The organism is Leptospira terpstrae serovar Hualin str. LT 11-33 = ATCC 700639, from assembly GCF_000332495.1.
Lineage (GTDB): Bacteria > Spirochaetota > Leptospiria > Leptospirales > Leptospiraceae > Leptospira_A > Leptospira_A terpstrae.
In genome coordinates, this window is sequence record NZ_AOGW02000018.1 from 151,847 (window position 1) to 177,760 (window position 25,914).

Below are 25,914 nucleotides of genomic sequence, written 5' to 3' on the forward strand. Positions count from 1 at the left end.
TTTTACTTGTCATTTCTAGTGTTTCAGTTTTCTTTTCCTACAGATTGAGATTTGGTTAGCTTTCTTTTTTTCGTTATAGTTTTGTCGAAGAACTCTTGTTTATTGGCAAAATTTTGTCTGACTTGGTTACATTTTTGTATCAATTTTCAGCGGAACTAGGCAAAATCCAATTTAATTCTCTAAAAAAAAGATTTTGTTTTTACAAATTTGAAAATGGAGTTACTCTGAATTGTTTCTTCTATTACGGGGATCAATTGGAAAAAAATATGAAAACTAAAATTACACTACTTACCATCTTCCTATTATCATTACAATGCAATTGGTTCCAGTTTGGTTCCAATCAAACAAAAGACCAGACTGCAGGTGCCGTTGTCACTTTTCTACAGGGGAATATCACAATTACTTCTCAAGGAAAGGAATCCAAAGCAAAAATAGGAGACGTGGTTCGTCCTGGCGACCGAGTTCTTACCAAATTGGGTAGGGTGGATTTACAAACTTTCCGAGGGGAAGTGATCCGTATCAAAGACAATTCCGATGTTTTGTTTCGAGACCTTTCTGGGGAAAACCATCCGAATACAGACATCCATTTGTGGGCAGGTAACCTCCTCGTAAAATCTGTAAAATTAAAATCTGGACAAAATCTATCAGTATCTTCTCCGACCATGGTCGCTGGGGTTCGTGGAACGGTTTTTTCTTTTGAATTAGAAAAAGGATCAGTACCAAAAGTAAAAGTCTATGAAGGAGCTGTGGCCGTTGCTTTTAAAACCTCTCCCAAGTTACTCGAAATCAATGAAGGACTTTCTGTAGAAAATTACAATCGTTTGGTGAAGACATTGGAAGAAAACGAAGTAGTTTTAGAACCAGGGGAACGATTAGAAGTAAATCCAAATTTAAACGAACTCGTATATTTGATTAATGCAAAAGTGGCTGCCAATGCTCTCACAAACGAACAATTAGCTGGATTTAGAGATTTTGATAGTGGTCTATCCAAATCAGAAAGTGTTATTTCTCCTCAAGAAAAAGCGGAAGCAGACACCCTTGTTTCCATCGCTCCAGAAACTGTCCAAAAACAAATTGAATTTCAAAATTCAAATGGATCAACATCTGCCGTTGCCACGATTGAAAAACAACATGAAGAAAAACGATCAGAAGCTTTGAATCAAATTGCCTCTGATGCAGAAAAAATTGGTTTAGACAATGAAGAAGAAATTCACAACCATTATAGCGTTTTAGAAACCATCCACAAATCAAATGGGGATGTACTTTCTGGTGCTGTGGTGGCTCAATTGGGTGATGTTTTTATTGTTCACTCGACAAAAGGTGTGTTTCAGTTGTCTGTCGATGATATCGAATACGTAGAGTATAAGAATTTCAAAGTGAATACAAAGGCTAAGAAATAATTAGGCTAAACCTAAGATATCCTAAAGAAAATTTCATTTTGTTTGAACATAGGTTTCGAATTTTCCAGGGGGATTTGCACGGGCAAATCCCTTAAGGTTTTGTTAAGTTTTTTTCAAAAGATAACAGCGATCATGTTACAAGGTTTCTACTAGATTCGAGATTGATCCTTTTATCTCTGGAGTTTTTAGCAGGAAGTAATTATGTGACAAATGCTTTTTTTCATCTCTTTCAAACATGAATCCTTAGGTCTTCATTAGTAAATCTACCCAAAACATTACTTTATACGCTCGTATCCAAGAATCGATTGTATCTTAAATTCGGATTTCAACCTTTAGAATCGGGAATATATTTACAAAAATTTTCAAGAGCCTAAGATCGATCCTTATGAGTATACGACAAAGGGTCTCTTTATCCATCGCTGGGATTTTATTTATTGGATTTGTTGTTTTAACTACCTTTCAAATCTATCGCACCGCTTCAGACCTTAATGCGGAAATCAAAGAAAATTCAAAAATTACTTCTGAAAAATGGTCCTTTGAAATCCAAGAACACTTAAATGCGATGATGGGTGTGATTCGTGGATTTCGTTTTGCTCTGTTTTATACTTCACCTCCTCGCGAATCAATGATTAGTAGCATGAGAGAAATCTTGGAACGTAACGATGATATTTTCGCCATTTGGCTTTGTTATGAACCAAATGCCTATGAAGGGCGAGATTCTGCTTTCATTGGAAAACCAGGCCATGACAAAACAGGCAGATTCATACCGTATTTACACCATACGGATGATGGAAAAATTAATTTAGAGCCACTAGTGGATTACGATAATCCCAATGGAGCAGGGGATTACTATCTCCAAGTAAAAAAAACCAACAAAGCAAAAGTTTTTGGACCTTATGAATATTTAGCGGGCGGTAAAAAAATCCAAATGATCTCCCTTGTGGTTCCCATTTACCCAAAGGGTAAATTTATGGGAGCTGCTGGAATTGATTTGGATGTAAATACATTACAGGAAAAAATCGGTGACACAAGGCCATTCCGTGGACAAGGTCATATTGCTTTTTTGTCATCTAATGGAACTTATGTGATGTATGGGCAAGACCAAACTAAGTTAGGAAAAAAAATTGAAAACCCTGATCACCTTAAAGTATATTTAGAAAAATTAAAATTGGGTAAAATGTTTACTATCCAACATGGAGGATACACTCATTATTTTTCACCGTTTCACATTGGAAAGGATCCACAATTTTGGGCTTTACAAGTAAGTATTCCTGACTCGATTTTCAGTGATCAAATATCGAAAGTAATCCTAAGTTCCACATTAATTTCTATTACCATTTTGATTGTAGTTTTGTTTTTCTTAAATTTCGTTTTTAAAAAACAAATCAGTTTACGTTTGGAAAAAGCCGTGGAGTTTTCTTCTCAAATTGCTAACGGAAACTTAGCAACGGATGCAGAAGAAATCAACCAAGATGAAATTGGAAGTTTGTTACATTCAATGAACCGTATGAAAAATAGTTTAGTTTCCATTATCGGTGATATCAAACAAACAGTCGATAAGTTGGGTCATCAATCCAACAAAATGGCTTCCACTTCACAAAATTTATCGGATACTTCTCAAACCCAAGCATCAGCAGCAGAAGAATCATCTGCAGCTGTTGAAGAATTGTCTGCTTCTGCGGATAATGTTGGTCAGTCGATGGAAGAAGCCGTTGTAAAAATGAAAGAAATTGACAAATCTGTATTAACTCTTCGAGAAGAAGTTCAGAATATTAATAAAGAAATGGAATACCTTGCAAAGTTTGCTTCCGAATCTAGAGAACACGCAGTTGTTGGTGAAACTGCAATGAATGAGTCCACACGTGCGATGGAAGATATTGGTGAAAAGGCTGAACGAATCAGCGAAGTATTGGATATCATTACTGAGATTTCTGAAAAAACTAATTTATTGGCTTTGAATGCAGCTATTGAAGCCGCTCGAGCGGGAGATGCAGGGCGTGGGTTCGCTGTCGTTGCTGAAGAAATCGGTAAACTAGCATTGCAAACGGGAGCCTCTGTAAAGGAAATTGGGGATCTTGTGATTTCCACAAACTCTGCAGTAGAAAATGGAAACAAAAAAGTTACTGAAGCTGCACAAGTATTAAATTTACTCAATAGCCGTGTGAAAGAATTTGAAACTTCTGCGACTAGAGTACTTGGTTCTGTATTGTTGCAGGAAAATAATGCAAAAGACATTGCAGAGAATTCAAATTTACTTACCAATCTAAATTTACAAATTGAAGATGCAGTCTTTGAGCAGAAAAGAGCAACAGAAGAGATTTCCAAAACAATCATCAGTATTTCCAATGGAACTCAAGATGTAGCTACAGGTTCTGACCAATTAACCATTGTGGCTGCAGAAATTGCTTCACAAGCTTCCTACCTTTCCACTCAAGTGGAAAGGTTTAAGTTAAAATAAAAAAACGAATATAGAATCAAGGCATATTTCTTTTGCCTTGATTCTATCAAAAACCAATAACTCTAAATTGCAAATACTGTTTGGAATGTTGCCATCGTTGCGGTAGGACTCAAGTCATACCTATGTAGAGGGTCAATTTCGTTAGGGTTATTTTTTTGGTTTCTAATTGCATCTCCTGCTCGAATGACAGTGGCCCCAAACCAAAAGGAAACATTTTCAAATGGAGTGATTATATAAATGAAATTCACTTCAGTTGCAACAAGTTTCCCTAGTGTTGGTCTGGTTGGGTTGTAGGCTTCTGTATTAAAATAATCTTCAGTGGATGCTGTTTCACCTGTTGCCTTACTTCCAGCTACATAGTTATTGTTATCATAGTATCCATCTTGTAGTTTCACTTTATAATACCAATGGGGGTTGATAATAAAAGTTCCATAATTTGAAGATTCATATTTCAAATGTAATGAGTAGTCTTTAATATTTTGCCAGAAAACCAGACCTGAGTTTCCGTTTCCTGCAAACGGTAATGATCCACCGGCCATACGTCTAGTGGCAAATAGGGGATTATATGTTGCTACGCTGGAATCATTACGATTAGGATCACCAGATGCTTGCACATATTGAACTCCAATACGAAACTCTTTTACAGGAGTGTAACCCAGTTGTACCGCTACAATATTTGCTTTGTAACGTACGGCTTCAGAAAGGGGAGGAGATTCTCCGGTTTTCTGATTAGTTGCATAAGCACCGTTTTGGTTTAACCAATCGGGTGTGACTCGTTCTCCGTTGAATCCGGTTTGCCATGCAGCTTCCACCATCCAATCTATTCCGGTTGTGTCGGGGAGTGCATTATTTTTTGTTCGGTTAGTCAATCGAAAACCAGATGTATTCAATTGGTCGTCCCCGCGGTAGTTTCTAGTTTCAGATAAAGGTGGAGGGCTTGAAGCTTTTCTTTGTTGTTTGAATAAACTATAGTTGTATAAATCAATTCCTAACCAATCGGCAGCCTTCCAGTTGTAATGAACACCTCCATAGTAAGCATCTCCAATTCCACCTAACTTAGATGAATTGTTTGAAACAATTCCGTTTGAATTGTTTTCTGCACCAATGACAGAACCGAATGCATCAAAGGTATGATTACTAATTTTTCCTGTAAATCTTAAGGCATCAAATGAGTTACCATTCAAACTGTCGTTTCGCGCTCCCAAAATTCGGCCATCACCAAACTCAAGGATTTGTCTTCCTGTTCTTAAACGAAATGCTTGGTTTGTTGTTTTTAAATCCAAAAATGCTTCTCGAAGGCCTGTGAAATTATTGAGAGCAATTTCTCGCTGTTTGGTGGTATCGACAGTATTTCCAGCATTAGATATGGCGGCATACTTTTGTTCAGCATTTCCGCTGGAAAGAACTTCACCTCCCCAAAGCCGAACATCTTGTAATGTTATTTTAAAAAGAACATTTTCGTTAATATCACCTAAGATAAAAAATTGAGTTTGGTTCAATGCATTGTTTCGATTGTCAGGGGTTGATTTGTCAAAGTCTGTATTATTGAACGAGTCCACTTTTGGTCGTATTCCAAAACCTACACGAAACTTATCAGCAAACCAAAGTCCCTTGTTTTCTTGGATGGCTTTTCTTTGTTTGCTAGTCACTTGCAAACTTCGCAAGTAGTCCGTGGAAAGATTTCCAATCTGAGGACTAATATATCCTTCTTTTTTTTCTTCTTTGGGTGGTGGAGGTGGTGGTTCGGTCACCACTTCTGTTTTAGGACCAGCAGTAGGTTCTGCTTGTCCATAGACTGCTGCCATTCCACTCAAAAGGAGAATTAAGAGGACAAAAAGGGAAAGGAAGGGTTTGGTTTTTGTAATTCGCTTATTCATAATTTAGGACAGTAACTAATCATGATTCCAGTATTGCAAACATAAAATCAATATATTGGATTATTGATCTGCAAAAACAGAAAAATTCTGCAAAAATGCGAATTTTGAAAAAAATAGAGGCTAGATTTGCAATAAAAAAGGCTCCCTGGGGAGCCTTTAGAAATCGGTGTCTGTAAAAAAGAAAGGAATTAGAAAAGGTAAGTCACTTTCTAAGTATAGCGACTTACCTTTTTTAGTGGATTACTAAGGTAAGAAGGTAACCAAAGTAACCCAGGCACTAAATTCAGTCTCTTACGAACAATGTTTTAGTTAGAAAAGAATCTTTTCTCTACTTCGTCAGGAAGTTTTTGTCCTGTGAGTTTTGCTCTTTGGACTAGTTCCCAGAAATAACGGTAAGTAGCGCGGTCATGTAAGTCCCCATCATGTTGGATTGGTCCCCATTCAGCGTCTTGTGCTTTGATGAGAATGTCACAAGCAGTTTGTGTTTCCGCGAAGTTTGGAGCCATTGCATCCAAAATGGATTGGATTTGTGCAGGGTAAATTGACCACATACGTAAAAAACCGAATTCATCATGCGCACGTTTTGCATCCGCATATGTTTGGTAGATATTTTTAAGGTCGAGTGTTACGTTATGAGCTGGAATCACTCCATTCATAAGTGCTGCAGCGACTAAGTTCGCTTTACCGCGTCGAAGAAGTTCGTGATCAAATTGACCTGGAGATTTCATACAAGATGCAGGAATTGCCCCGTGGTGACCGGAAATAAAATCCATAAGTCCAAAATCCAAAACTTGCAACCAAGGAAGTGCAGCAATTTCAAATACATCATTCAATGCACCGTGAGTTTCAATTAATACGTGGATTGGAATTTCTCGTTTGATCCCAGCTTTTTTGCAAGCGTCTTGGATGTAAGTGATTTGCTCTTTTACCTGACTTGCTTTTGTCGGTTTCGGAATTGTGATGTAAGCAATTACATTTCCTGCACCTGGAACAAGAATGTCCACATCTCCACGCCAATGTTCGTTCGTATAGTCATGAATCCTAACACCGCTCATTTTGTGTTTATTGAGTTCAGAGTTTTGGATACGAACAATCATCTCTGCATGTTCTTTTTCCTTTCCCGTTTGGGCACCGTCTTCGCAGTCCATCGTGATGTCGAAAAGTCCACCGAGTTTATTTTGTAACTCGAGAGCTTTAGTGATGAGTTTTTCAGATCCAGCGAAGTGTTCACAAGCAGGGATGATAGGGAAAGGTTTTTCTCCTGCAAAGAGTGCAGATTGCGGGTGAGTCAGTGCCATTTAAGTATACCTTTTTCGGATTTTTTTACCAAGTTTTGTGAATTTTGCCTATCGTCCAGGAAATAATAGCGAAATCTGAAGGGGAGTTAGTCCCTTTCGAAACTCGCTTACTTTTTACATTCCGTTTCGAAAGCAAAAGAATTTCTTTTTTGGGGGCAAACCCACTCGTTCCTCGGGGCCGGGCCAATCCGGGCTTCGCCTTCGGCTCCGGTCGAAAATTCGACTTCCCCTTCTTGTCCCTTTCGCGATACTGACTATCGATTTGGATCCGAACGATATTTACACACCACCTGGAGGACCTCCTCCCCCAAGTCCGAATGTAAAATTTCTTTTTGAAAAATGGGGAGAAGTTGCCATTCGAAAGTTAGTCTCCGATTTTTATGACTTAGTCGCTGATTCGGAAATCCAATGGATGTTCAAAGGAGACTGGGACCTTGCCAAAGAGAAACAAGCGGATTTTATGATACAAGTATTAGGTGGCCCAAGTTATTACATCGAAAAATGGGGTCCAGCTCGGATGCGTATGCGTCATTTTGTTTTTCCTATTTCCGAAAAAGAAAGGACTGTTTGGTTTCGTTGTTACGATGAAGCCTTACAAGGGTTTGATTTTGAGCACGATGATAAAATCGATTTTTTGTATTTTTTAGATGGATTTAGTGGATGGATGGTCAATCGTAAAGACACTTCAAATGATTCTTCAGTTTAACGAACTAAGTTGAATGAAAATTTTGAGAAGGTTTTTGATTAGATTTGAATTGAGAAAATAAGTTCTTGTCTAAAATAAAGTAGTAACCATTGTATGGTGCAACTTCTAAAGTAGCGGAATATTATGTTTAAAAAATTTTTCAGTTCCATTCTTTTCTTCACACTTCTTTCATGTTCGAGCCGAGGAATTCCCTTAGAAACACGCTCTCATATTAAATCAAATCCTAACCTAGAATGCAAAACTACTGAATTTGAAATTCGCACATATCGGATTTTATTTCTTTTACCATTCTACCGCTCTAATTCCCTTGAAATAACAAACAACGATTATGTGATCGAAACAAAGTCGTATGCAAAACCTTGGGATATTATCTTTACAACTCTAGGTTTTCTAGTTTCCTTAAACTCTTCTACTGATTACATTCTAACTTGTCCTTGGGAACAAGTGGAAAGATCTGTGAAATTAGTTGGAGAAGGGGATGGTAACTTAGAAAAAACAAAATTTTCATTTTGGAAGCCAGTAGGGAGTTCTGAACCAATAGAATCGATTTCTTTTGAGCCAGATGACCATCGATTGACTGAGGAATCTCAAACTAAACTGGCTGCCCTTGGTCAGAAGGTATTAAAATCAGAAGAAAAAATTCAGATCATACTATACGGTAAAGTCAACACCACAGGCGACGTAGGTTTCCAAATTCGGCTTCTTAAACGTCGTTATGATGAAATTAAATTAATTTTAGCGAAAGAATCAATAGATTCGAACTCTGTAATTCCTGTCATTGGTGAGAGAGAAAGTTCTATTGACTCTAAATCCAATGCTTCGATTCAAATCTATTTTATAAAAAACTAAAACAAATTCAAATCGGTTTTCACGTTGATTGGTTTTCAGTTAGAAAACCAATGTTTAATGATGGTTTTCTAACAGTTTGAGTATGACTGCTTTTTGTGCATCCAGGCGGTTTTCTGCCTGAGTAAAAATAATAGAACGATCACTTTCTACCATCTCTCTTGTGATTTCATAACCTGCATGAATTGGCATATCATGCATTACTTTTGCTTTTGTGTTTTTAAGTAGTTCTGCGTTCACCTGATAAGGCATCATCAATTCGATTCTTTCTTCTTTTTCCTTTTGGAATTTTGGATCATTGAAATATTCCATATCAACCCAAGTGTCTGTATAAACATAATCAGAATCAGAAACAGCTTTTTTGACATCGGTTTCCCAAGAAACGGTTCCTTTTTTCTTTGCTCTTTCTATGGATTGTTTAACAATAGAATCTTCAGAAGCAATAGGTGTTACTAAGGTTAAATGAATTCCAAGTGCTGCTGTGATTTCAATTAGAGAATTTGCAACATTATTGTGAACGCCTATATAACATAATTTTTTCTTTTGCCAATCGTTCGGCGAATCCATAACGATAGTTAGTATGTCAGCAAGGGACTGGCAGGGATGAAATAAATTACAACAACCATTGATTACCGGCACAGTAGAGCCAGATTTTAATACAAGAAGATCCTCATGTTTTTTGAGTCTTGCCATGAGGATGGCTACGTTACTAGAAAGATACTTTCCTTCAAAATCTATATCAGAGAGCAGAAAGTTGGAAGCCATCCAATCGAGAAAAATAGCGTGTCCGCCGAGTTCGGTCATTCCAGCTTCGAAAGATACTCTTGTTCTTGTGGATGTTTTCTGAAATAACATCGCAAGAGATCTCCCTGCCATATGTCCGGAAAAATAAACGCGATTTTTCTTTACATAGACAGCAAATTCAAGGAGTTCCCGGATTTCTCCATCGCTCCAATCTTGCCAAGATATCAGATGTTTGACTTGGGACATAGCTTCCCCAATAATATCGGATCAGATGGGAATCAAATCGAGAGATTCTCGGTAGAATCTAGGCTTAGATCCCGATTTTTTTGCATTTTAAGCCGCAGATTCCGCCATCGATCTAGCAATAATAAAATTCGGCAAGATTAACTCTTCTGCAAACTTAATCCCGAATAGGAGACCTTGGTCAGTTTCCTTCATCCAAGCAATTTTTCCTTTGAAAGCAATTCGAGATCTAGTTAAGTCACTTTCAATGATTCCGGTAATCAAGTCTCGGTCTTTCAACTGAATTTCTTTATCCAAACTTCCGCTCACACCGAGTTCGGAAATATTTCCTATCTTTGCAAGAAGGAACTCGGGTTTGTCATTGATTGAAAAAAGTTTCAATACCAAATCATCCCAATCCAAAGATTCAATTCGATCGGTTCTTCTTGTATTCAACATATACAGCTCCTAACGGTCTACAGGAACTATAAGCATAAATCGTGCCAATATGGTTTGAGAGTTACTTTTTCCAGTTTGTCACCGGGTCGTAACTACTAAGACATCCATTTGCCTAAAATTGTCCTTTATCGAACCTATGTGAAGAAAAGGTTAGTAGAAACATGTTCAATCTGCTTAGTTTTGATACAGATTAAAATAATTCCAGATTTAGACTCAATGTATAATAATTCCAACTTGCCGATTCTATAGGAATCTCAGCATTATCCGTTAGAGGATCGATATGCTCAAACAAATATTTACACCTTTTCTTCTCTCTCTTCTACTAGTATCGCTCGCAAATTGTGGGCCTTCCCCTGAAACCAAAGATTTGCAAGTGAAAGCCAAACAAATCATTGGTGCACTCCCAGCAAAAATGCCTGGTTCAGAAAATGATACTGAGGCACTTATTTCCCTCGGTAAAAAACTCTACTTTGAGAAAAAACTTTCACTGAATGAAACTCAATCTTGTAACTCCTGCCACAATGTGGAAGGAAAAGGCGCCGGAGTGGACAACCTTCCTACTTCGCCAGGTGCTTTTGGTAAAAATGGAGATAGGAATTCCCCTACAGTTCTCAATGCTGGATTTCATTTTGTTCAGTTTTGGGACGGACGTGCCGCAGATTTAAAAGCACAAGCAAAAGGTCCAATTCTCAATCCTGTGGAGATGGCAATGCCTTCAGAAAAGGAAGTTTTAAAGCGATTGAATGAAGACGCTGAATATCCAGGTCTATTTGCAAAAGCTTATCCCAATGAAAAAGAGGCAGTTACATACGAGAATTTAGCTGGAGCCATTGCTGCATTTGAGAGAACTCTCATTACTTCTTCAAGATTTGATGATTTTATCAATGGTGACCACAAAGCAATTTCAAAAGACGAACAAGAAGGTTTCAAAAGTTTCCTATCTGCTGGATGTACTTCTTGCCATTCAGGCAATTTACTTGGTGGTAATTCCTACAGAAAGATTGGTCAGGTAAATGAATATAAAACTGCAGATTTGGGTTTATATAATGTTACTAAAAAGACAGAAGATAAGTATTTCTTTAAGGTGCCAAGTCTTAGAAACATTGCTTTGACTGGACCATACTTTCATGACGGTCAAGTGAAGACTTTGGATGAGGCAGTACAAAAGATGGCTTATCACCAATTAGGTATGAATTTGTCTGAAGAAGAAACAAAGAAAATTGTCACTTTCCTTGGCACAGTATCGGATAAAACTCGCGCAAACTAATTCATTGTATTGATTTAGAATATCCTTGGATTCCTGAAACCATTTCCAGTGATCCAAGGAGCCACTTCTCTAAAGCGCGGTGTCTAAGTGCAATAGGGATTGGCTTTAAATATTCTTTAAATGCTTTTGAACCTAATATCCGAATTACAGATATCATCTGTCCAGAGATAACCCGCAAAATTGGATCAAACTCATGATTCTTTCTTTCTAATTGCAAAGCATCTGCCAACCTAACTTCGTAATGTTCCCAAAGTAAAAGATATCTTTGTTCTAATTCCGGACTGTCCATCCAAGGATGAAATCCAGGGAGTGATTCAATTAATATTTCTGGATCGATTGATTGAATTAATTTCCAAAGGAATTGTTGGAAAGCATCAAATAGGGATTCTTCCTCTCGTCTTGCTAAAATGGAGCGGATGAGTTCATCACAAAATATAATTTCATCTTGAAAGGCTAGGTCTTCCTTAGAGCGGAAGTAGGTAAATAGTGTTTTAACCGAAATATCCGCATGATCTGCGATTTCGGAAACAGTCACCGCAGAATACCCTTTTGCCTGGAAAAGTTCTTTGGCAGACTGCAAAACTGAGGATCGGATCCCTTGCTTTTTTCGCTCTCTTAAAGGCAATTTCAGTATCATCTGCTTCACTAGGTTAGTCTTCCCTTCTTTGGTTCCTATTTTTCAAGTTCGTTCATCGTAAGACTTGGGTCCAAATTGATTGAATTTAGTTTCCTAATCGAAATATAATGCAAGTCAGTAAAAAAATAAAGTAAATAACTTTATAAACTCACTTACTTTCGAAAGTGACTGTAAAAAGTAAGTCACTTACCTTTTTATGTATTTTCGATTAATCCACGCAAGAGAAAAATATACTTTCCGGGTGTGAATTGGAAAAATAATTGGACTATGTCCCAAACACTCCGTGACCAACTTTTCTTATGGATGAAAACCTACGTCTATCGCTATTCAGAAGCACCTTTTCGGTTGGCCAGTGGACTGGAATCCCACCACTATTTCAATTGTAAGGAAATCACCCTCCATCCAGAAAGACTAGCCGTTCTTGCCGAATGTTTTGTGGAAGAGATTATTCCCAAACTGGGGATTGAATTTCAAGCAGTCGGGGGATTGACTCTTGGAGCAGACCCATTGGCTTATTCCATTGCTTTATCCTACCAGAGAAAAGGGAAACTCGTTTACCCATTAGTTGTGAGAAAGGAAGCCAAAGGCCATGGAACTGGCCAACAAATTGAGGGCTTTTGGAGGGAAATAAAATCCTGTTTGGTAGTGGATGATGTAATTACTACTGGTGGTTCCACATTAAAAGCAGTCCAAGCTTTAAGAGAAGCTGGAATTTCTGTTACAAAGGGGATCTGTATTTTGAATCAAGAAGAAGGTGGCGCAGAAAACTTAGAAAAATCCGGTATTCAAATGGAATCAATCTTTCGTAAAAGTGAGTTTTTTTAATGAGTACACAAAAAACATTCCTATATGACGTAGCTTTATTTAGAAATAAATTATTAAAAAGAACTTGGGCAGTAATCTCACTGTTTGTGGTTTTTGTTTCATATAACAGCTTGCAAGTGCCACAAGCCGGTAGAATGCAATTTTTTACAATTTTTATTCCATTATTAGCATTATTCTTTTGGTTTTTAAGAAAAAATTATTTAAAACAAATAGAAATTTTATCATCGGGAAAAATTGAAATTGATGGTGGTTCACTCAAACAATTTGATTCCAACGGAAATTGTGCAACAATCCGGATTAAAGATTTAGAGCAGATTGTGACAGATAAGTTCCGTGGATATAACCGTATAGTTTTGGAAACCAAAGAAAAAATTCACCCAATAGTGAATATTGGAAACCAGGATGAGTTGGTAACTTTTCTTGAGAAAGAAACAGGTCTAAAACGAATCACTGATCTCACTGAAGATAGGTTATGGAATATCAAAACTCCAATCTACTTTTTGCCAAGTATTTTGGTATTGATTGTTACCTACATCCCTGCTGTAAAAGAAAAATTTCCAATCCTTTCCAATGAGTTTTTAGGTTTGTTTTTTAACGTAAATTTGATCATTTACCTATTGTATTTGCCGGAAAAACAAAACCATACCATTAGCCAGTTTTCGTTAAAAAGACGGATGATTTTTATTAGTTTAGTCGTATTTTTCTTTCAGGTTTATATTCAGTTGGACAAGTCAGGTTGGCTTAAAAATTAAATTTAGTTTTCTTGTTTTGAACCAACACTTTGCCTGAGCATATTTAATTTTGCTTGGGCATATCTTCTTAGTTCTATCATTTCTGTAGAATATCTTTTTAAAAGATTGTCCTGTTCCATTCTATTCTCCATTAGTTGGAGAGTATCGCGAACATACTTTATATCTTTTTCTTCTTTTAATTTGCCCGACTGAATTAATTTTTTTACTACATCAAATTCGTATTTTCTAAAGTGGACACGTAACAAAAACTCTGTAGAAAAATTTTCTTTTGCTTTGACCCAGTTTTGATCAATCTTTTCTTTGGGACCTTGTTCTTTTAGTTGATCTACGGCACGTTTTGTTGGATCTAAGTCACGAACCGAAGCCGCATTTGCTAACTCCTCCGCAGCATTGACTTCATCTTTAAAAATTTCTTGGAGTCTGTTTCTACGCCATTGGTCAGTGTATTCATAACTTTGAGCAGTTAACATTCTCTGAAATTCTTCGAGCATGACTGAAACATTGATTGAACGGCCAAGAGGAGTATTGTTGAATTCCTTTATTTTAGGGAATAGTTCTCTAGTGATTTGAAATGCAGATTTTCTTTTATAATTACTGGCTTCGTATAGTTTTTCTAGGGAGTCTTCGGAGTGTTTTTTTAGCTCGTTCAAAATGAACGGTTCTGCGAACACATAAGCATCCTCGCCATAGACAAATAAATTTGGATCAGGAGCTACTACAGAAACTATAAAAATATAATGACTATCCCTGAGGGCAGTCAGTAACTTTCTTAGATCTTCTTCTGTTCTAGATAATTGAGATGACCAAACTCGTAAATGAGTATCAGAAGTAGGAATTTTCTCTCTAGATTCGAGATTTTCTTTTCGAATCATATCTGCGAGTTCCAAACAAACCTTGATACTGCCAGCCATGAATAGAAGTTACTAGTAGTGGTTTTTCGGTAAAGAATTATTCATACTTCAATTCTTTCGAAATTTGCATCTGTTTTAGAAAATAGAATGGTAATAAACAAATGGCAAATGTGATCACTGGGATCAATATCGGTAGTTTTACTACAAATGAGAGTGGGTATTGGAAATCAAGAATCCATCCGAAGGCATTTCGATTGATTCCAAAAATGACAATTGGAGATAAGATTAGGCTGTTCAGGATTCCAGAAAATATTCCAAATGAAACTAGAAACAATGCTTGGCAATAAATCATTTTGAAAAGTTGGAATGAATCCATGCCAATTGCTTTTAATCCAGCTAACAGTTGTGACTTTTCTCTTATGAAATAGACCAGAGAGGTTGTGAGCGCAAGAATCGAAATGATCAGGGCAGATATCTTTAAAGTGTCTAAAATTGAAAACACTTTATTCATTCCTTCTAAGTACAATTTTTTTAAATCCGCTTGATCTATAAATTTTAAGTCATATGTATTTGCTATAGTTTGGAGTAGGGATCTGGTTTCTGTTTTCGATAGTTTCTCATTTTTTGTAATTCGAATTGAATTTAAGAACTTTATTTTGAAATTTTTATGGAAGTAACTATAATCCATCATAATGGTACCCCGTTCAGAAAAAAAGTGATCTTTTTCATCTTGGATTTTCATGGGTACACTTGAATTCAATTCTGTATTAATAAAGATGGTGTCACCTTTGCAGATCTGATCTAAAAAACATAAGTTTTTAGAGACAATTAATTCGTTTTTATCATAATGATTTGAAAAGTTCAATACATGTAAGGTGTAATATTTTTTATTCACAATAAATTTTGAATCAATGTAAAAAGGTTCTATTGTAGAGAAGTTAGAGTCCTTAGTCAGAGTCTCAAATAGGGAAACGGGCACACCAGGTTCCCCCGAGTTTAATTTCTTATCGTTTATCAAGGAATAGTCGGATTTGTTTTCTTCATCCACCCAGCGAACAAGGGATTGTTCATAACTTTCTGTTAAACTAGTGAGTGTGAGAACAAGAGAGGTTGATAACATGATAGTGGATGCGGTGAGTCCATGTTTCCATGGTTCGGCTTCGATTTCTTTTAACCCAATTTTAATACTTGGTAAAAATTGGAATTTTGAAAGGAATCTATCTAATTGGAAAATTAAGTAGGGTAAAGAGAGAAAGTTTAATAAAACAAATCCTATAATTACTAATCCAACACCTAACATGCCCGGAATCACCTGTTTTGCTATGCTAACTAAACCGATTGCGATTCCAAGAAAAATGAAAATTATGGATAGGGCCATTGTATTTCGGTTGGAAAGTCCAAATAAAAAAATAGGTTTTTTTTCTTCCCTTTCGCGAATTAAATCTATAGGAAGAATTTTGAAAGTTTTATATGAATTATATGCAGAAGCCAATATGGACCCTATAACAGAAATAAAAAATCCAAGAAAAATAATGAAAGCTGGGATATTCTGATAAGAATGGATTTGATTGGCATCGGTTATTGTATTAACGGTTGTTATAATATGTGTGTTCGCAATAAAAATCCCGAAAAGGATTCCTAGAAATCCACCTAGAGCTCCTATAGTAATGGCTTGTGTCAAAAACAATAAAAAATTGTGGGTTTTGTTTGACCCTATTGATAACAGAATTCCAAATTCGCGTTTTCTAGATAAATAGAGCCCTGTAAACATATTGGAGACCATAAAAAAAGAAATTAAGACAGATACCAAGGAAACAATCGTTAGGTTGATTTTTAAAGAACCTAATACGATTCCTGCCCGATCCAATATTTCTTCCTTTGATTCATACGTCCAATCTTCGGTGTGAAGCTTGGGAATATTTGTAAAGTCAACACCATCTTTCTCTTGGACTAACCATATAGAAGTGATTTGTTTCTTTTGATTGCATAAAGATTGTAGTCTAGAAATATCCATCACCAAAAAGATACCTTCTATAGGTAAAATATTGTAATGATCCTCTTTTAATGGAATTTCGTTATCGCAAATTGAGAGAAAAACTTCATTTTTATTGTTGCTTAGTCGATTAGCAAAAGCTTGGCTCAAAAAGTATTTAGGGATTTTTTTAGGTTTTTGTTTCGATGCGTCCAGTGAAGATGAAATTAAGATATCTTTTCCAATAACTGGGATACTTTGTATTTGATCTTTAGATACGGTGAGAGTGCCTTTAACTTGTAGTTCTGGTACCAAACGTATTTGATCATTTGTAATTAGTTCCAGTTTTTGTAGAATGTCTTCGTTTGCTCCTTGGTTTTGATTGTTTGCAACAAACCTTCCTATAAATTTTTCTGAAGAATATCCAATCATTTGGTCAAGAACACTTTGTTCTGCCCTGGATGCATTGATTTGCGTACTTACAAATAAAGCAATTCCTAAGCTAATTCCCGTAATGGACAATAAGGTTTTAGTGAGATTATCTTTGAAATATCCGAATATAAAGGAATAATAAACAATTTTCATTTGGTTATTATTTTGCCATCTAACATTCGCAAGTTAATGTCGCCAGACTCTCCGATCATCTCGTTGTGCGTAACAAGAAATACAGAAATATCCAATTCTCTGACACAACGATTGAATAATTGCATTACCATTTCGGAAGATCCAGAATCTAAATTTCCCGTTGGTTCATCTGCAAGGATTAGTTTAGGTTGGTGGATAATTGCCCTTGCAATTGATACCCTTTGTTTTTCACCGCCAGACATTTCTTTGGGAGTGAAATCTTTTCTGTGACTTAAGCCGACAAGTGAGAGTGCTTCCTTGGCCTTGGCTACTGCAATAGTTTTAGAAGTACCAGATAGATATAAAGGTAAAGAAACATTGTCAATTGCTGAAAGATAAGGAAATAAATGGAAAAATTGAAATACGATCCCAATAGTTTTTCTTCGATAATGGGTAAGTTCGTTTTCACTGGCTCCAGAGAGTTTGTTTCCAAACACATTGATTTGCCCTGAATCTGCCGACTCTATCGCTGAGAGAATGTTAAGCAACGTTGATTTTCCGCTACCTGAGGGACCCATCAAAGTTACGAGTTTTTTCTCTGCAATTTCGAATGAAATGTCATTTAAGACGGGAAAGGCAACATCACCTTGATAAAAGGTTTTGTTTACATGTTGGATTTGAATGGCCGATTTTGAGACTGATTCTTTTTTTTCATGGTTCACGAAAAATAACTTCCCATATATATGACAGTAGAGAATATCAAGATTAAGGTAAAACTGATTGATAGCACGAATATTTTTCATCCTACTTCTTTCAGTTTTAGTCATAGGAAAGTCACAATCATGGACTTCGATTGCGGAGTTTACCGAGTCTGGAGAAATTTTTTCATGTGAAAAAAATTTCGAAGAACCTCCAGGAGAAGAAGAGAATTTTCTTTATATTCCTTCACTTCCGGTATACATCTCAGTCTTTCAATCCTATTCTTTTCTTATCTCTGCCTCTTTTGCTCCAAATACAATCTCCATTAAATTCCCGGATCGACGGGGACCTCCCAACTTTACATAAAACACTTATTTCTTTAAAATTTAATTTTTGAGGTAGTTATGTTAGAAGATGAAAGAATTTCAATCTTCAGATCGATTCTAGTAGGAATATCTGCGCTTTCGCCACTTGGCATATTCTTATTTTCTAATTATGATATTTTGTCTGTGGATTTTCCTATTTTGGTGGGACTAGTAATTCAAGCTTATATCGGTTTTTCATCGTTTATGTTGGTTCAGTCATATGAGCCAAAGGAAAAAAACAAAGTTACCGTTGGCTATATCATCTTTTGGTCAGCACTTGGTGTTTGTTATTTGTCGGGCAAGTCACTCATCCTTCCTATTGCTTTGGAAGTGACTTCTTTTTCTACCATACTGATTTACTCAGGAACAGAGTTTGGGAAAAAACAAATTGAAAGTTTGGGTTCCTTACTTTTGGCTTCGGGAATTTAAGCACTCTTTCTTTCCGCCTGGGTGATTTTACCTGATGGGGATAACGTTGGTATCATTTTACTTCTTGTTGGTTTGTTGATTAAATCTGGCTTTTCTGGATTTCATTTGTGGATCCCTAAAGTGAATGAGGGTGGTCCTTCCCATGCCCTTGGTGCTTTTGCCGGTGTATTAGAAGTATTTCCGCTTTTACTTTTTTATCGTTATGTCCTTCCTAATCAATTGGATCCTATCATTTATCAAGTGTTATTTCCACTTGCGGCACTTGGAATCTTTTTTGGTGGTATTACCAGTTTCTTTCATAAAGATCCAAAAATTTCATTGGCTTATAGTTCTGTGGAATCCATTAACTTTCTATGGTTGTGTTTGATCATAGCAGGTATGTTTCAATTCTCTGTTGATTCTGAACTTATGAATCTCAGTAATTCTTTTCGAATATTGTTTTTCTTAAGTTTATTTCACCATTCCTTCTCTAAAACATTTCAATTGTTCTCAATCGGTATGGTGGCAAGACTAAAAAATTCAAGTTCTAGTGATGAGTTAAAGGGCATTGGTAGATTACTAGGAATCTCACCTTTGTTACTAGGAGCAGGTACTTTTAGTTATGCGGTCCTTCCTGGAACTCTAGGTTTTGTTTCTGAAGCTACATACTTTTATTTGAATGCTCGCATTTTGGATATGCCTATTGGTCGTTCCGTTTTCCTTTTGCCTTCCATGATATTTATCTTCTTTGGAATTGTACTTGGTGGATTCACTCATATCAAATTGTTTATGAGTTTGTTCTTGTCTACTCCTGGAAAGGATATTAATATACAACCATTTGGAGCTCAAAAGAGAAGATGGGTTTCCATTTCATTGTTTAGTTTGGCATTAGTGATTTTTATCTTTCCTTTGGTTTTGCCATACTTTGTTCGTTTACCTATGTTAAGTCCTTTTGTTGATCCGCAACTAGTAGATTGGTTTTGGACATTATCAATAGTTTCTTATATTACCATTGGTGCTGTATTTATTTTCCGTTTGTATGATCATTATCAATTGAAACGTTACGGAATTCCGAAAACAAAAAACTGGGATTGCGGAGGAGGTTACAGTGGTCATGAACTTTCTATACCATCCTCTGTTTTCTCTGAGCCGTTAAGGAATTCCCTCGGCCGGTATTTTTTAAATAAAACCGGTGAATCTAAAGTGGATTCATTTCTCATTAAAGGAATCACTTTGTTTTTTCGATTGGGTACGGGATTAATTTCAAAAACCAACCATCCTAAGGATGAAGATGTGAGTAAATACCTGGCGATTTCCTCAATGTTTCTGATTTTTATTTTTTCACTGCTTATTTTGGGTGACTTTGGAGGTTTATAGATGAATTCGTTTTTATATTATTTTTATTTAGTTGTTCTTTTTGTAGTCATGCCTTTTCTATTAACGGGGATTATACGAAAAGTCCGTGCTTATGCGCAAGGAAGGCGTGGTCCAAAACTACTTCAGTTTTTTTGGGAAGTTGATAAATCGCTAAGAAAAAACCCGATTTCACACACAAACATTTCTGATTTTACACATTTGGCACCTAGGGTGGCTTTGTTTTCTGCTTTGATGATATGGAGTGTTGTTTTGTTTGAATGGGCACCATTCATACTCATTCCATTTTTCCTTGCTCTATACCGGTTCGCATACGTAAGTTTTGCGATGGAAGGAGCTTCTTCTTTTGGAGGGATGGCATCAGGAAGAGAGATCTTACTTTCCGTAATGGTCGAACCCACTTTTATTTTGATGATACTTGCAGCCCAGTCCCATATCGAAATTTCAGTGAGTCCTCAAGGGGCGCTAATTGGATTACTTTTTCTCTCCTTAGCCTTTATTGCAATCCTTGCAGAACTAGCCAAGCCTCCGTTTGATGATCCAAGAACTCATTTAGAGTTAACTATGGTTCATGAAGCTATGATTTTAGAAGCTTCAGGAAAACAGTTGGGAATCTTTGATTTAGCAAGTTCAATCAAACTTTCAACTCTACTAGTTTTTCTTGTAAAGTTGGCTCTCGAACATTCCAAGTTATTTAAAAATGAAGTTTTAGATAGTTTTGCAAGAGAGCTGATGATTGCACCGATGGTCATATTACTTGCAATTATTCTTGGGTTTTGGGAATCAAATAGTGTCCGAAGAAAATGGACTTGGATTCCTGAGTTTATGGGTTTGACGTTCATTGCGATTTTAATTTTAGGCACTTTGGTTAAATTGTCTTAAGGGTTATTATGATATACGATTTTATCTATTTATTATTATTACTCACCGGTGTTGTTGTTTTGGTAGAAAACCGGTTGAGTCGGATTATCTTTTTCCTCAGCGCACAGGGGTTCCTTTTGGTATTCCCTGTTTTGCAAACACACGAAGGAGATTGGAAACACGCCATTTCCTTGATTGTAATGGTCGTTTTGTTCAAAGGAATTCTCACTCCTTGGGTATTGAATTGGACAGCTAACAAATCTAAGATGAATGAAAGTACAGCACCCCGTTTTGGTTACCTCGCGACCTTATTGTTTATGGTGCTTGGGTTAGTACTTGCGGTTAAAATTACAGAAGGAGTGTCGGTTCTTTCCATACCAGTCCATAAAATTGGGCTTATTTATGTAATATTACTCGTGTATGTCGGTATCCTCTGCTTTGTTGTTAGGCGAAACTGGCTTGCGCTCATTGCTGGATTTTGTGTTTTTGAAAATGGAATTTTTGTTTTAACTATGGTATTGGACAAAGGCCTTCCTGTAGGACTTGAATTTGGATCCTTTCTGGATGCTATCCTTGTTATTGTTTCAGGAGGAATTTTACAACTCTCTCCTCATATGCATACAAAGGAGAGAAAACTATGATGGCAGAGCTGTTTTATTTTTCGGGAGTTTTGGCATTTGTCGTTATCTTTTTGGTTTCCGTTTTGGCTCCAACAAAAGGACAAACTCGCATTTGGTTGTGGAGTATATTGAAGATTGGATTTTTTGGTTCTTTATTTTACTCCTGGTTTACTGATAATATCGTTCTTAAGTGGATTTTAATTGAAGCATCAACGCTTTTTGGTGCTTTGTTAATTTCATCTAGTGGAACCGAACGTTCATTTCATGTGGGTTGGAAATTTTTATTAATCAACTCCTATGCACTTGGACTTGCATTTTTAGGAATTGTAATTCTTTTATTTGCTTCCACACCGTTGGAAAATTTAGATTTTAATTCCCTAAAGCAAGGGTTAGTGGGTCAAAGTGGACTTTTGATTGAAACAGGAATCCTTCTTACTGTTTACGGTTATAGTGGAAAGTTAGGTCTTGTTCCCAATCACTTTTGGGTGGGAGATACTTATGCCGAGAGTCCGAGTCAAATTTCTTCGCTCATAGCCTCTTTTGTGCCGGTAAGTGTAGTTCTTGCTTTACGTCCCTTAATTCAACTCGAACGGGAAATCAATCCGCACATGATCAATGCTGCCAATGGAATTCTTTTTATTGGTGTACTTACTATCCTGTATTCTACCTTAATTCTTTTTTCACGAGAAGACATTCGAAGAATATCGGCGAAGGTTGCTCTCTTTCATACAGGTATGTTGACCTTGTTTTTGTGGTTAGATGTATCCGATGATGTATTCTACTTTCTTTTAACAACAACGGTTCTCGTGAAACTTTTGATTTTTTTATCAATGGGAATTTTACGAATGGATGCCGGAAAAAGAAATATCTCTCAAATACTAGAAAGAACCTCACTAAGTCATAAAGCATTGTATATGTATTTATTAGCACTACTTGTCGCATTTGTATTTCCTTTATCCCCCGTTTTTGTTTTAGATTTAAAAGTCATTGAGATTGCTATCAAACAAAAAATGTTTCTACTGTTTTTGTTTCCCATTGCGGGTGCGATATTTTTCTTTATTGCACTAAACAAAGTATTACCTCTGGTTCGATTGCCTAATAGGAATTTTGAACCAGGCGTATACGGAATATTACAAACAAGATTAGTATTCTTTTGGTTTAGTTTTTTATTCACCGTATTCGTTGGAACTTACGGTTTAACTTATCTGATGGCAGAACATATATGGAAAAGATAACAGGCATTACTAATTTCGATGGTGTCTACCACCAGTATGTGATCCGTGATCAAAAAATGATTCGGGAAGAAGTAGTTACAAAAAAAAGTAATATTGATTTTCTTTTAGATCCTCAGTATCCGGTTTGGCTTGTTCGTCATGCCTTTGGACAGGATATGGGAGTTGAAGATTATTCTGAATTAAAAGAAGAGGATTACCTGTCTGAGAATCGAGGGAAAATCCTATCGTTACACCAGAAAACGGGTATTGTCAGAGACTTGGCATATCATGGATTGCATGTTCCTTTTCATGAAGGCACTTATTCTCATGCAGTGGGTCCGATTCACGCTGGTATCATTGAACCAGGTCATTTCCGCTTTATAGTGGAAGGTGAGGTGATTCGCCACCTAACCATTCGTTTGGGTTTCCAACATCGAGGGATTCGTGAAAAAATCCTAGGAAAGGCGATGTCAGAAGTGATGAGTTTTTCTGAAACTATTTCAGGTGATACGAGCGTAGGTTATGCTGTATCCTTTAGCAAAATCTATGAAGATATGTATGGGATTAAAGTTTCCCAAAATATAGCGTTATTTCGCTCCTTTTTAGTTGAGTTGGAACGAATTGCCGTTCATATCGGGGATTTAGGTGGGATTTCGGAAGACATCGGGTATTACCCTTTGTATGGGGTTTGTGTAACGGATCGCGGAGCAGCCCTTGGTCTTATGGAAACATGGACCGGAAATCGGTTTGGGAAGGCTGCTGTTCGTCCAGGTCGAGCGCGAGTCAACAAACGTATCACCGCAAAACAAGCGAAAGATGCTTTTTTTAACCTTAAAAAAGTTTATTTCAAACGGGTTCGTCCGCAAATTCTTAGAGCACTTTCTGTATCAACGTTGAAAGAAAGGATGCAAGGTTGTGGTTTTATTTCAGAACTGGATGTACAGAAAAATGGATTTTTAGGGATGGTTGCGCGAATGGCTGGAGTTGCAGATGATTTGCGAATGGGTAATCCAGATTATCCAGGTTGGACAACATTGCCACTGACAGAAGAACATCATCATTATAATGGAGATGTTTGGGCTCGTATGTACATTCGTTATACGGAAATTGAACAATCATTAAAATGGATGGAATCACATTTAGAAGATTTAGATTGGGAATCCTTATGGTCAGAAAATGAGAAAGTAAATGGAACCCAAATCGAGAACGTGTGGAAACCGAAAGCTGGAATTTATACGGCAGCAGTGGAAGCTTGGAGAGGACCTCTACTTGTATCATTAGATATTGATAACGAAGGATTAGTAAAAAATTCTTATATTCGCGATCCGTCTGTGTTGAATTGGCATGCTTTAGAATTAGCGGTTCGTGGAGAACAAGTTGGTGATTTTCCATTGAATAATAAGTCGTTTAATCTTAGTTATGTTGGGTTTGATCTATGAATTTCCTTTATGAGTTAAAAAGTTTTTTTTTCCCGAAGAATGTATTGAATTTTAATACAGCAACTCCTGTTCATCCTACGAGTCGGGGAATCCCGATTCCTACGGAAAAGATGCGAGAAGGTTCTGGTTCCATAAGTAAATCAGCGGCAGTCTGTCCTACCAAGGCGATCCGAATTGTATCGGAATCCGAAGTTCAGTTTGATTATGGCAAATGCCTGCAATGCGGACTTTGTACAGAAGCATCCGATGGCAATCTCCGTGATTCGGGTTTTATTTATACCTTTGCCTTAAGTCGCGAGGAATTGAAAGTCACTTACGTTTCTGGGCAAATGAAAAAAGTAACTGGCTTACCTTTTCCATTAACTGAAAATCAAAAGCGGTTTCAGGAATTAACTAAAAAACGTGGTTTTCTTTATAGAGAAGTGGCTGCCGCTGGAAACAATACTGTGGAATCGGAACTAAATGCTTCCTTTAATTCAGTCTTTGACTCGGAAAGAGAAGGGGTTCGCTGTGTTGCCAGTCCCAAACATGCAGATGCTGTTGTATTTTCGGGTCCCGTGGGTGAGAGAATGGCAGGTCCATTAGAAACTGCTTGGGATGTGATGAGTGAGCCCAAAGCTCTCATCGCCTGCGGAACTGAGGCTGTGAGCGGAGGATTGTATCCTATGGGCAAACTTCCGAAGGAACCAGATCTTTATATTTCAGGAGATCCCCCTAGACCCGACGTCATTCTGCAAGGATTTCGTCTTTTAATGGGAAGATTTTCCTTCCAGTTTCAAGAGGCGCTTCACAAAATTTTAGAGAATGAAAAATAAGGTGCGTGGATTTAGAAAAAGAAGAAATCGTTCGTGTCCTGGTCTTAGAACCCCAAAAGAAATCGTATGATACCATGTCCCAACTGCTCAGTGAGTGGTTTGGGGATTACATCGAACTAACTTGGCGCTCCGTTTTCGAAAACGGAGCTGAGGAAATAAAAAAAGCTCAATATGATCTTTTAATTACTGAAATCCAATTCCCTGATCTCGAAGATTCACCTGAATCTGTTTTAGAAACCATTATGGATTTAGCAGGTCCATCAGAACTTCCTGTGGTTGTGTTTACAAAAGCCGAAGGGAAACAACTACCAATCCATGCTTTTCAATTAGGAATCAACGAATACTTCGGCAAACGAAGGTTAAAGAAAAATGTATTGGAACATAGGTTTAGGAATTTATTCCGGGAAATTTATCGCAAAAAAGTAGTCTCCATCCAAATGGACGACAGCTTAAAAAGATTCCAAGATCTTTATGGGATGAACCAATCAGAGATTCAAGATTTGAATACGATGGTGAAAAAATTCAAAAAGGAATTGGAGAAAGAATACGAAGAAAAACTAAATCTCGAAACCGAAAAAAAGAAAATGCAGAATGTTTTCGGTATGTATGTAGATCCCATTATCGTTGAAAGTTTAATGAACAATACACTTTCCCTTGATCAAAAAGGAAAGGAACAAGAAGTATCTGTTTTGTTTTCGGATATTCGAGGTTATACGACCTTATCGGAAAAAATGAAACCAGAACAAGTGATTTCATTTCTCAATGAATACTTTACTGCAATGACTGAGGTGATTTTGGGTTATGGTGGAATGATAGATAAATACATTGGTGATTCCATCATGTGTTTGTTTGGTGCCCCTGTTTTCCAAGAGGATCATAGACAAAATGCATTAGATTGTGCTGTAGAAATGGTGCAAGTGTTTGAACTTTGGCAACCTAAATGGCAACAAATCTATGGATTCACGCCACAAATTGGGATTGGTTTGGCTTCCGGAAAGGCCATTGTAGGAAACGTCGGATCATTTCAAAAACTTTCTTATACAGCTGTGGGGGATACGGTCAATATGGCGAGCCGATTGGAATCAATTGCAAAGCCAATGGAAGTGTATGTATCAGAAGGTTTGTATAATTTTCTTCCTGAAGAGTATGCCAATAAATACAAATATGAAGAATTGGAACCAGTGAAGATCAAGGGTAAAGAAGGGTTACACCGAATTCTCAGTGTAAAACCCATCTAATCA

23 protein-coding genes are annotated in these 25,914 nt (G+C 36.9%); 15 read left to right on the forward strand and 8 right to left on the reverse strand.

The genetic code is table 11. The features are described from left to right. The first annotated feature begins 266 nt into the window (after positions 1-266). Entirely contained in the window at positions 267-1,400 is a 1,134-nt protein-coding gene (locus LEP1GSC203_RS16905) for a FecR family protein (protein ID WP_039938400.1), read from the forward strand. Positions 1,401-1,785: 385 nt separating this feature from the next. Next, positions 1,786-3,858, forward strand: coding sequence for a methyl-accepting chemotaxis protein (locus tag LEP1GSC203_RS16910; RefSeq protein WP_002975338.1), 2,073 nt, complete (start codon positions 1,786-1,788; stop codon positions 3,856-3,858). 62 nt (positions 3,859-3,920) lie between these two features. On the opposite strand, the gene LEP1GSC203_RS16915 is transcribed toward LEP1GSC203_RS16910, so the two are convergent. Continuing rightward, positions 3,921-5,735 carry an alginate export family protein gene (locus tag LEP1GSC203_RS16915; RefSeq protein ID WP_002975284.1) on the reverse strand — a complete coding sequence of 605 codons (1,815 nt, stop codon included), beginning with the start codon at positions 5,733-5,735 and terminating at the stop codon, positions 3,921-3,923. Positions 5,736-6,040: 305 nt separating this feature from the next. Further along, on the reverse strand, positions 6,041-7,033 hold the full coding sequence (locus tag LEP1GSC203_RS16920; RefSeq protein WP_002975205.1) for an HpcH/HpaI aldolase/citrate lyase family protein: 993 nt from the start codon (positions 7,031-7,033) through the stop codon (positions 6,041-6,043). 262 nt (positions 7,034-7,295) lie between these two features. Here LEP1GSC203_RS16920 and LEP1GSC203_RS16925 point away from each other — a divergent pair, with 262 nt between their 5' ends. Further along, positions 7,296-7,739: a globin domain-containing protein gene (locus LEP1GSC203_RS16925; protein ID WP_002975233.1), complete on the forward strand. Its 444-nt coding sequence runs from the start codon at positions 7,296-7,298 to the stop codon at positions 7,737-7,739. Positions 7,740-7,862: 123 nt separating this feature from the next. After that, a complete protein-coding gene (locus LEP1GSC203_RS16930) occupies positions 7,863-8,588 on the forward strand; it encodes a hypothetical protein (protein ID WP_002975347.1) in 726 nt (241 codons plus the stop codon). Positions 8,589-8,642: 54 nt separating this feature from the next. On the opposite strand, the gene LEP1GSC203_RS16935 is transcribed toward LEP1GSC203_RS16930, so the two are convergent. Beyond that, positions 8,643-9,575 carry an ornithine carbamoyltransferase gene (locus LEP1GSC203_RS16935; RefSeq protein ID WP_002975373.1) on the reverse strand — a complete coding sequence of 311 codons (933 nt, stop codon included), beginning with the start codon at positions 9,573-9,575 and terminating at the stop codon, positions 8,643-8,645. 87 nt (positions 9,576-9,662) lie between these two features. Further along, positions 9,663-10,010, reverse strand: coding sequence for an LEPBI_I2431 family sigma-54 regulated protein (locus LEP1GSC203_RS16940; RefSeq protein WP_002975447.1), 348 nt, complete (start codon positions 10,008-10,010; stop codon positions 9,663-9,665). A gap of 280 nt (positions 10,011-10,290) precedes the next feature. Here LEP1GSC203_RS16940 and LEP1GSC203_RS16945 point away from each other — a divergent pair, with 280 nt between their 5' ends. Beyond that, entirely contained in the window at positions 10,291-11,277 is a 987-nt protein-coding gene (locus LEP1GSC203_RS16945; protein ID WP_002975492.1) for a cytochrome-c peroxidase, read from the forward strand. A gap of 1 nt (position 11,278) precedes the next feature. Here the strand turns inward: LEP1GSC203_RS16945 and LEP1GSC203_RS16950 are convergent, their stop codons facing one another. Then, positions 11,279-11,857 carry a TetR/AcrR family transcriptional regulator gene (locus LEP1GSC203_RS16950; protein WP_002975482.1) on the reverse strand — a complete coding sequence of 193 codons (579 nt, stop codon included), beginning with the start codon at positions 11,855-11,857 and terminating at the stop codon, positions 11,279-11,281. A 324-nt stretch (positions 11,858-12,181) separates the two neighbouring features. On the opposite strand from LEP1GSC203_RS16950, the gene pyrE reads away from it, so the two are divergent. Together pyrE and LEP1GSC203_RS16960 are read left to right on the forward strand one after the other, a co-directional pair. Next, complete coding sequence (gene pyrE / locus LEP1GSC203_RS16955) at positions 12,182-12,739, forward strand: orotate phosphoribosyltransferase (RefSeq protein ID WP_002975253.1); 558 nt, start codon at positions 12,182-12,184, stop codon at positions 12,737-12,739. Beyond that, positions 12,739-13,491 (forward strand): hypothetical protein, encoded by a 753-nt coding sequence (locus LEP1GSC203_RS16960; protein WP_039938325.1) that lies wholly within the window; start codon positions 12,739-12,741, stop codon positions 13,489-13,491. Before pyrE ends, LEP1GSC203_RS16960 begins: the two co-directional genes overlap by 1 nt. Positions 13,492-13,493: 2 nt before the next feature. On the opposite strand, the gene LEP1GSC203_RS16965 is transcribed toward LEP1GSC203_RS16960, so the two are convergent. Genes LEP1GSC203_RS16965 through LEP1GSC203_RS16975 form a run of 3 tightly spaced genes read right to left on the reverse strand, consistent with a single transcriptional unit; the run spans position 13,494 to position 17,600 of the window. Beyond that, the gene (locus tag LEP1GSC203_RS16965) at positions 13,494-14,402 is read right to left on the reverse strand and encodes a hypothetical protein (protein ID WP_002975359.1); all 909 of its coding nucleotides are present in this window, start codon (positions 14,400-14,402) and stop codon (positions 13,494-13,496) included. Positions 14,403-14,439: 37 nt separating this feature from the next. Beyond that, complete coding sequence (locus LEP1GSC203_RS16970; RefSeq protein WP_002975436.1) at positions 14,440-16,899, reverse strand: ABC transporter permease; 2,460 nt, start codon at positions 16,897-16,899, stop codon at positions 14,440-14,442. Then, complete coding sequence (locus tag LEP1GSC203_RS16975; protein WP_002975265.1) at positions 16,896-17,600, reverse strand: ABC transporter ATP-binding protein; 705 nt, start codon at positions 17,598-17,600, stop codon at positions 16,896-16,898. Before LEP1GSC203_RS16975 ends, LEP1GSC203_RS16970 begins: the two co-directional genes overlap by 4 nt. A 381-nt stretch (positions 17,601-17,981) precedes the next feature. Between LEP1GSC203_RS16975 and LEP1GSC203_RS20035 the strand changes: the two genes are divergently transcribed. The 8 genes from LEP1GSC203_RS20035 to LEP1GSC203_RS17015 are packed head-to-tail and all read left to right on the forward strand — an operon-like array spanning position 17,982 to position 25,911. Next, the gene (locus LEP1GSC203_RS20035) at positions 17,982-18,371 is read left to right on the forward strand and encodes a hypothetical protein (RefSeq protein WP_232225930.1); all 390 of its coding nucleotides are present in this window, start codon (positions 17,982-17,984) and stop codon (positions 18,369-18,371) included. A 21-nt stretch (positions 18,372-18,392) separates the two neighbouring features. Continuing rightward, positions 18,393-19,727, forward strand: a complete 1,335-nt coding sequence (locus LEP1GSC203_RS16985; RefSeq protein ID WP_002975480.1) for a proton-conducting transporter transmembrane domain-containing protein — start codon at positions 18,393-18,395, stop codon at positions 19,725-19,727. After that, positions 19,728-20,606 (forward strand): NADH-quinone oxidoreductase subunit H, encoded by an 879-nt coding sequence (locus LEP1GSC203_RS16990; protein WP_002975406.1) that lies wholly within the window; start codon positions 19,728-19,730, stop codon positions 20,604-20,606. Between the two features lie 8 nt (positions 20,607-20,614). Continuing rightward, complete coding sequence (locus tag LEP1GSC203_RS16995) at positions 20,615-21,226, forward strand: hypothetical protein (protein ID WP_002975507.1); 612 nt, start codon at positions 20,615-20,617, stop codon at positions 21,224-21,226. Further along, complete coding sequence (locus tag LEP1GSC203_RS17000) at positions 21,223-22,440, forward strand: proton-conducting transporter transmembrane domain-containing protein (RefSeq protein WP_002975256.1); 1,218 nt, start codon at positions 21,223-21,225, stop codon at positions 22,438-22,440. Before LEP1GSC203_RS16995 ends, LEP1GSC203_RS17000 begins: the two co-directional genes overlap by 4 nt. After that, complete coding sequence (locus LEP1GSC203_RS17005; RefSeq protein ID WP_002975440.1) at positions 22,428-23,858, forward strand: hydrogenase large subunit; 1,431 nt, start codon at positions 22,428-22,430, stop codon at positions 23,856-23,858. Before LEP1GSC203_RS17000 ends, LEP1GSC203_RS17005 begins: the two co-directional genes overlap by 13 nt. Next, positions 23,855-24,673 carry an NADH-quinone oxidoreductase subunit B family protein gene (locus LEP1GSC203_RS17010; RefSeq protein ID WP_002975387.1) on the forward strand — a complete coding sequence of 273 codons (819 nt, stop codon included), beginning with the start codon at positions 23,855-23,857 and terminating at the stop codon, positions 24,671-24,673. Before LEP1GSC203_RS17005 ends, LEP1GSC203_RS17010 begins: the two co-directional genes overlap by 4 nt. A gap of 5 nt (positions 24,674-24,678) precedes the next feature. Continuing rightward, a complete protein-coding gene (locus tag LEP1GSC203_RS17015; protein WP_002975305.1) occupies positions 24,679-25,911 on the forward strand; it encodes an adenylate/guanylate cyclase domain-containing response regulator in 1,233 nt (410 codons plus the stop codon). Positions 25,912-25,914 lie beyond the last annotated feature (3 nt).

Bases quoted from the DNA above. Each gene is read 5' to 3' on its own strand.
- LEP1GSC203_RS16995 (WP_002975507.1), top strand. From the start codon at position 20,615: ATGATATACGATTTTATCTATTTATTATTATTACTCACCGGTGTTGTT.
- LEP1GSC203_RS16930 (WP_002975347.1), top strand. From the start codon at position 7,863: ATGTTTAAAAAATTTTTCAGTTCCATTCTTTTCTTCACACTTCTTTCA.
- LEP1GSC203_RS16910 (WP_002975338.1), top strand. From the start codon at position 1,786: ATGAGTATACGACAAAGGGTCTCTTTATCCATCGCTGGGATTTTATTT.
- pyrE (WP_002975253.1), top strand. From the start codon at position 12,182: ATGTCCCAAACACTCCGTGACCAACTTTTCTTATGGATGAAAACCTAC.
- LEP1GSC203_RS16905 (WP_039938400.1), top strand. From the start codon at position 267: ATGAAAACTAAAATTACACTACTTACCATCTTCCTATTATCATTACAA.
- LEP1GSC203_RS17010 (WP_002975387.1), top strand. From the start codon at position 23,855: ATGAATTTCCTTTATGAGTTAAAAAGTTTTTTTTTCCCGAAGAATGTA.
- LEP1GSC203_RS16970 (WP_002975436.1), bottom strand. From the start codon at position 16,899: ATGAAAATTGTTTATTATTCCTTTATATTCGGATATTTCAAAGATAAT.
- LEP1GSC203_RS16915 (WP_002975284.1), bottom strand. From the start codon at position 5,735: ATGAATAAGCGAATTACAAAAACCAAACCCTTCCTTTCCCTTTTTGTC.
- LEP1GSC203_RS16935 (WP_002975373.1), bottom strand. From the start codon at position 9,575: ATGTCCCAAGTCAAACATCTGATATCTTGGCAAGATTGGAGCGATGGA.
- LEP1GSC203_RS16960 (WP_039938325.1), top strand. From the start codon at position 12,739: ATGAGTACACAAAAAACATTCCTATATGACGTAGCTTTATTTAGAAAT.
- LEP1GSC203_RS17005 (WP_002975440.1), top strand. From the start codon at position 22,428: ATGGAAAAGATAACAGGCATTACTAATTTCGATGGTGTCTACCACCAG.
- LEP1GSC203_RS16945 (WP_002975492.1), top strand. From the start codon at position 10,291: ATGCTCAAACAAATATTTACACCTTTTCTTCTCTCTCTTCTACTAGTA.
- LEP1GSC203_RS16990 (WP_002975406.1), top strand. From the start codon at position 19,728: ATGAATTCGTTTTTATATTATTTTTATTTAGTTGTTCTTTTTGTAGTC.
- LEP1GSC203_RS16920 (WP_002975205.1), bottom strand. From the start codon at position 7,033: ATGGCACTGACTCACCCGCAATCTGCACTCTTTGCAGGAGAAAAACCT.
- LEP1GSC203_RS20035 (WP_232225930.1), top strand. From the start codon at position 17,982: ATGTTAGAAGATGAAAGAATTTCAATCTTCAGATCGATTCTAGTAGGA.
- LEP1GSC203_RS16965 (WP_002975359.1), bottom strand. From the start codon at position 14,402: ATGGCTGGCAGTATCAAGGTTTGTTTGGAACTCGCAGATATGATTCGA.
- LEP1GSC203_RS16940 (WP_002975447.1), bottom strand. From the start codon at position 10,010: ATGTTGAATACAAGAAGAACCGATCGAATTGAATCTTTGGATTGGGAT.
- LEP1GSC203_RS17000 (WP_002975256.1), top strand. From the start codon at position 21,223: ATGATGGCAGAGCTGTTTTATTTTTCGGGAGTTTTGGCATTTGTCGTT.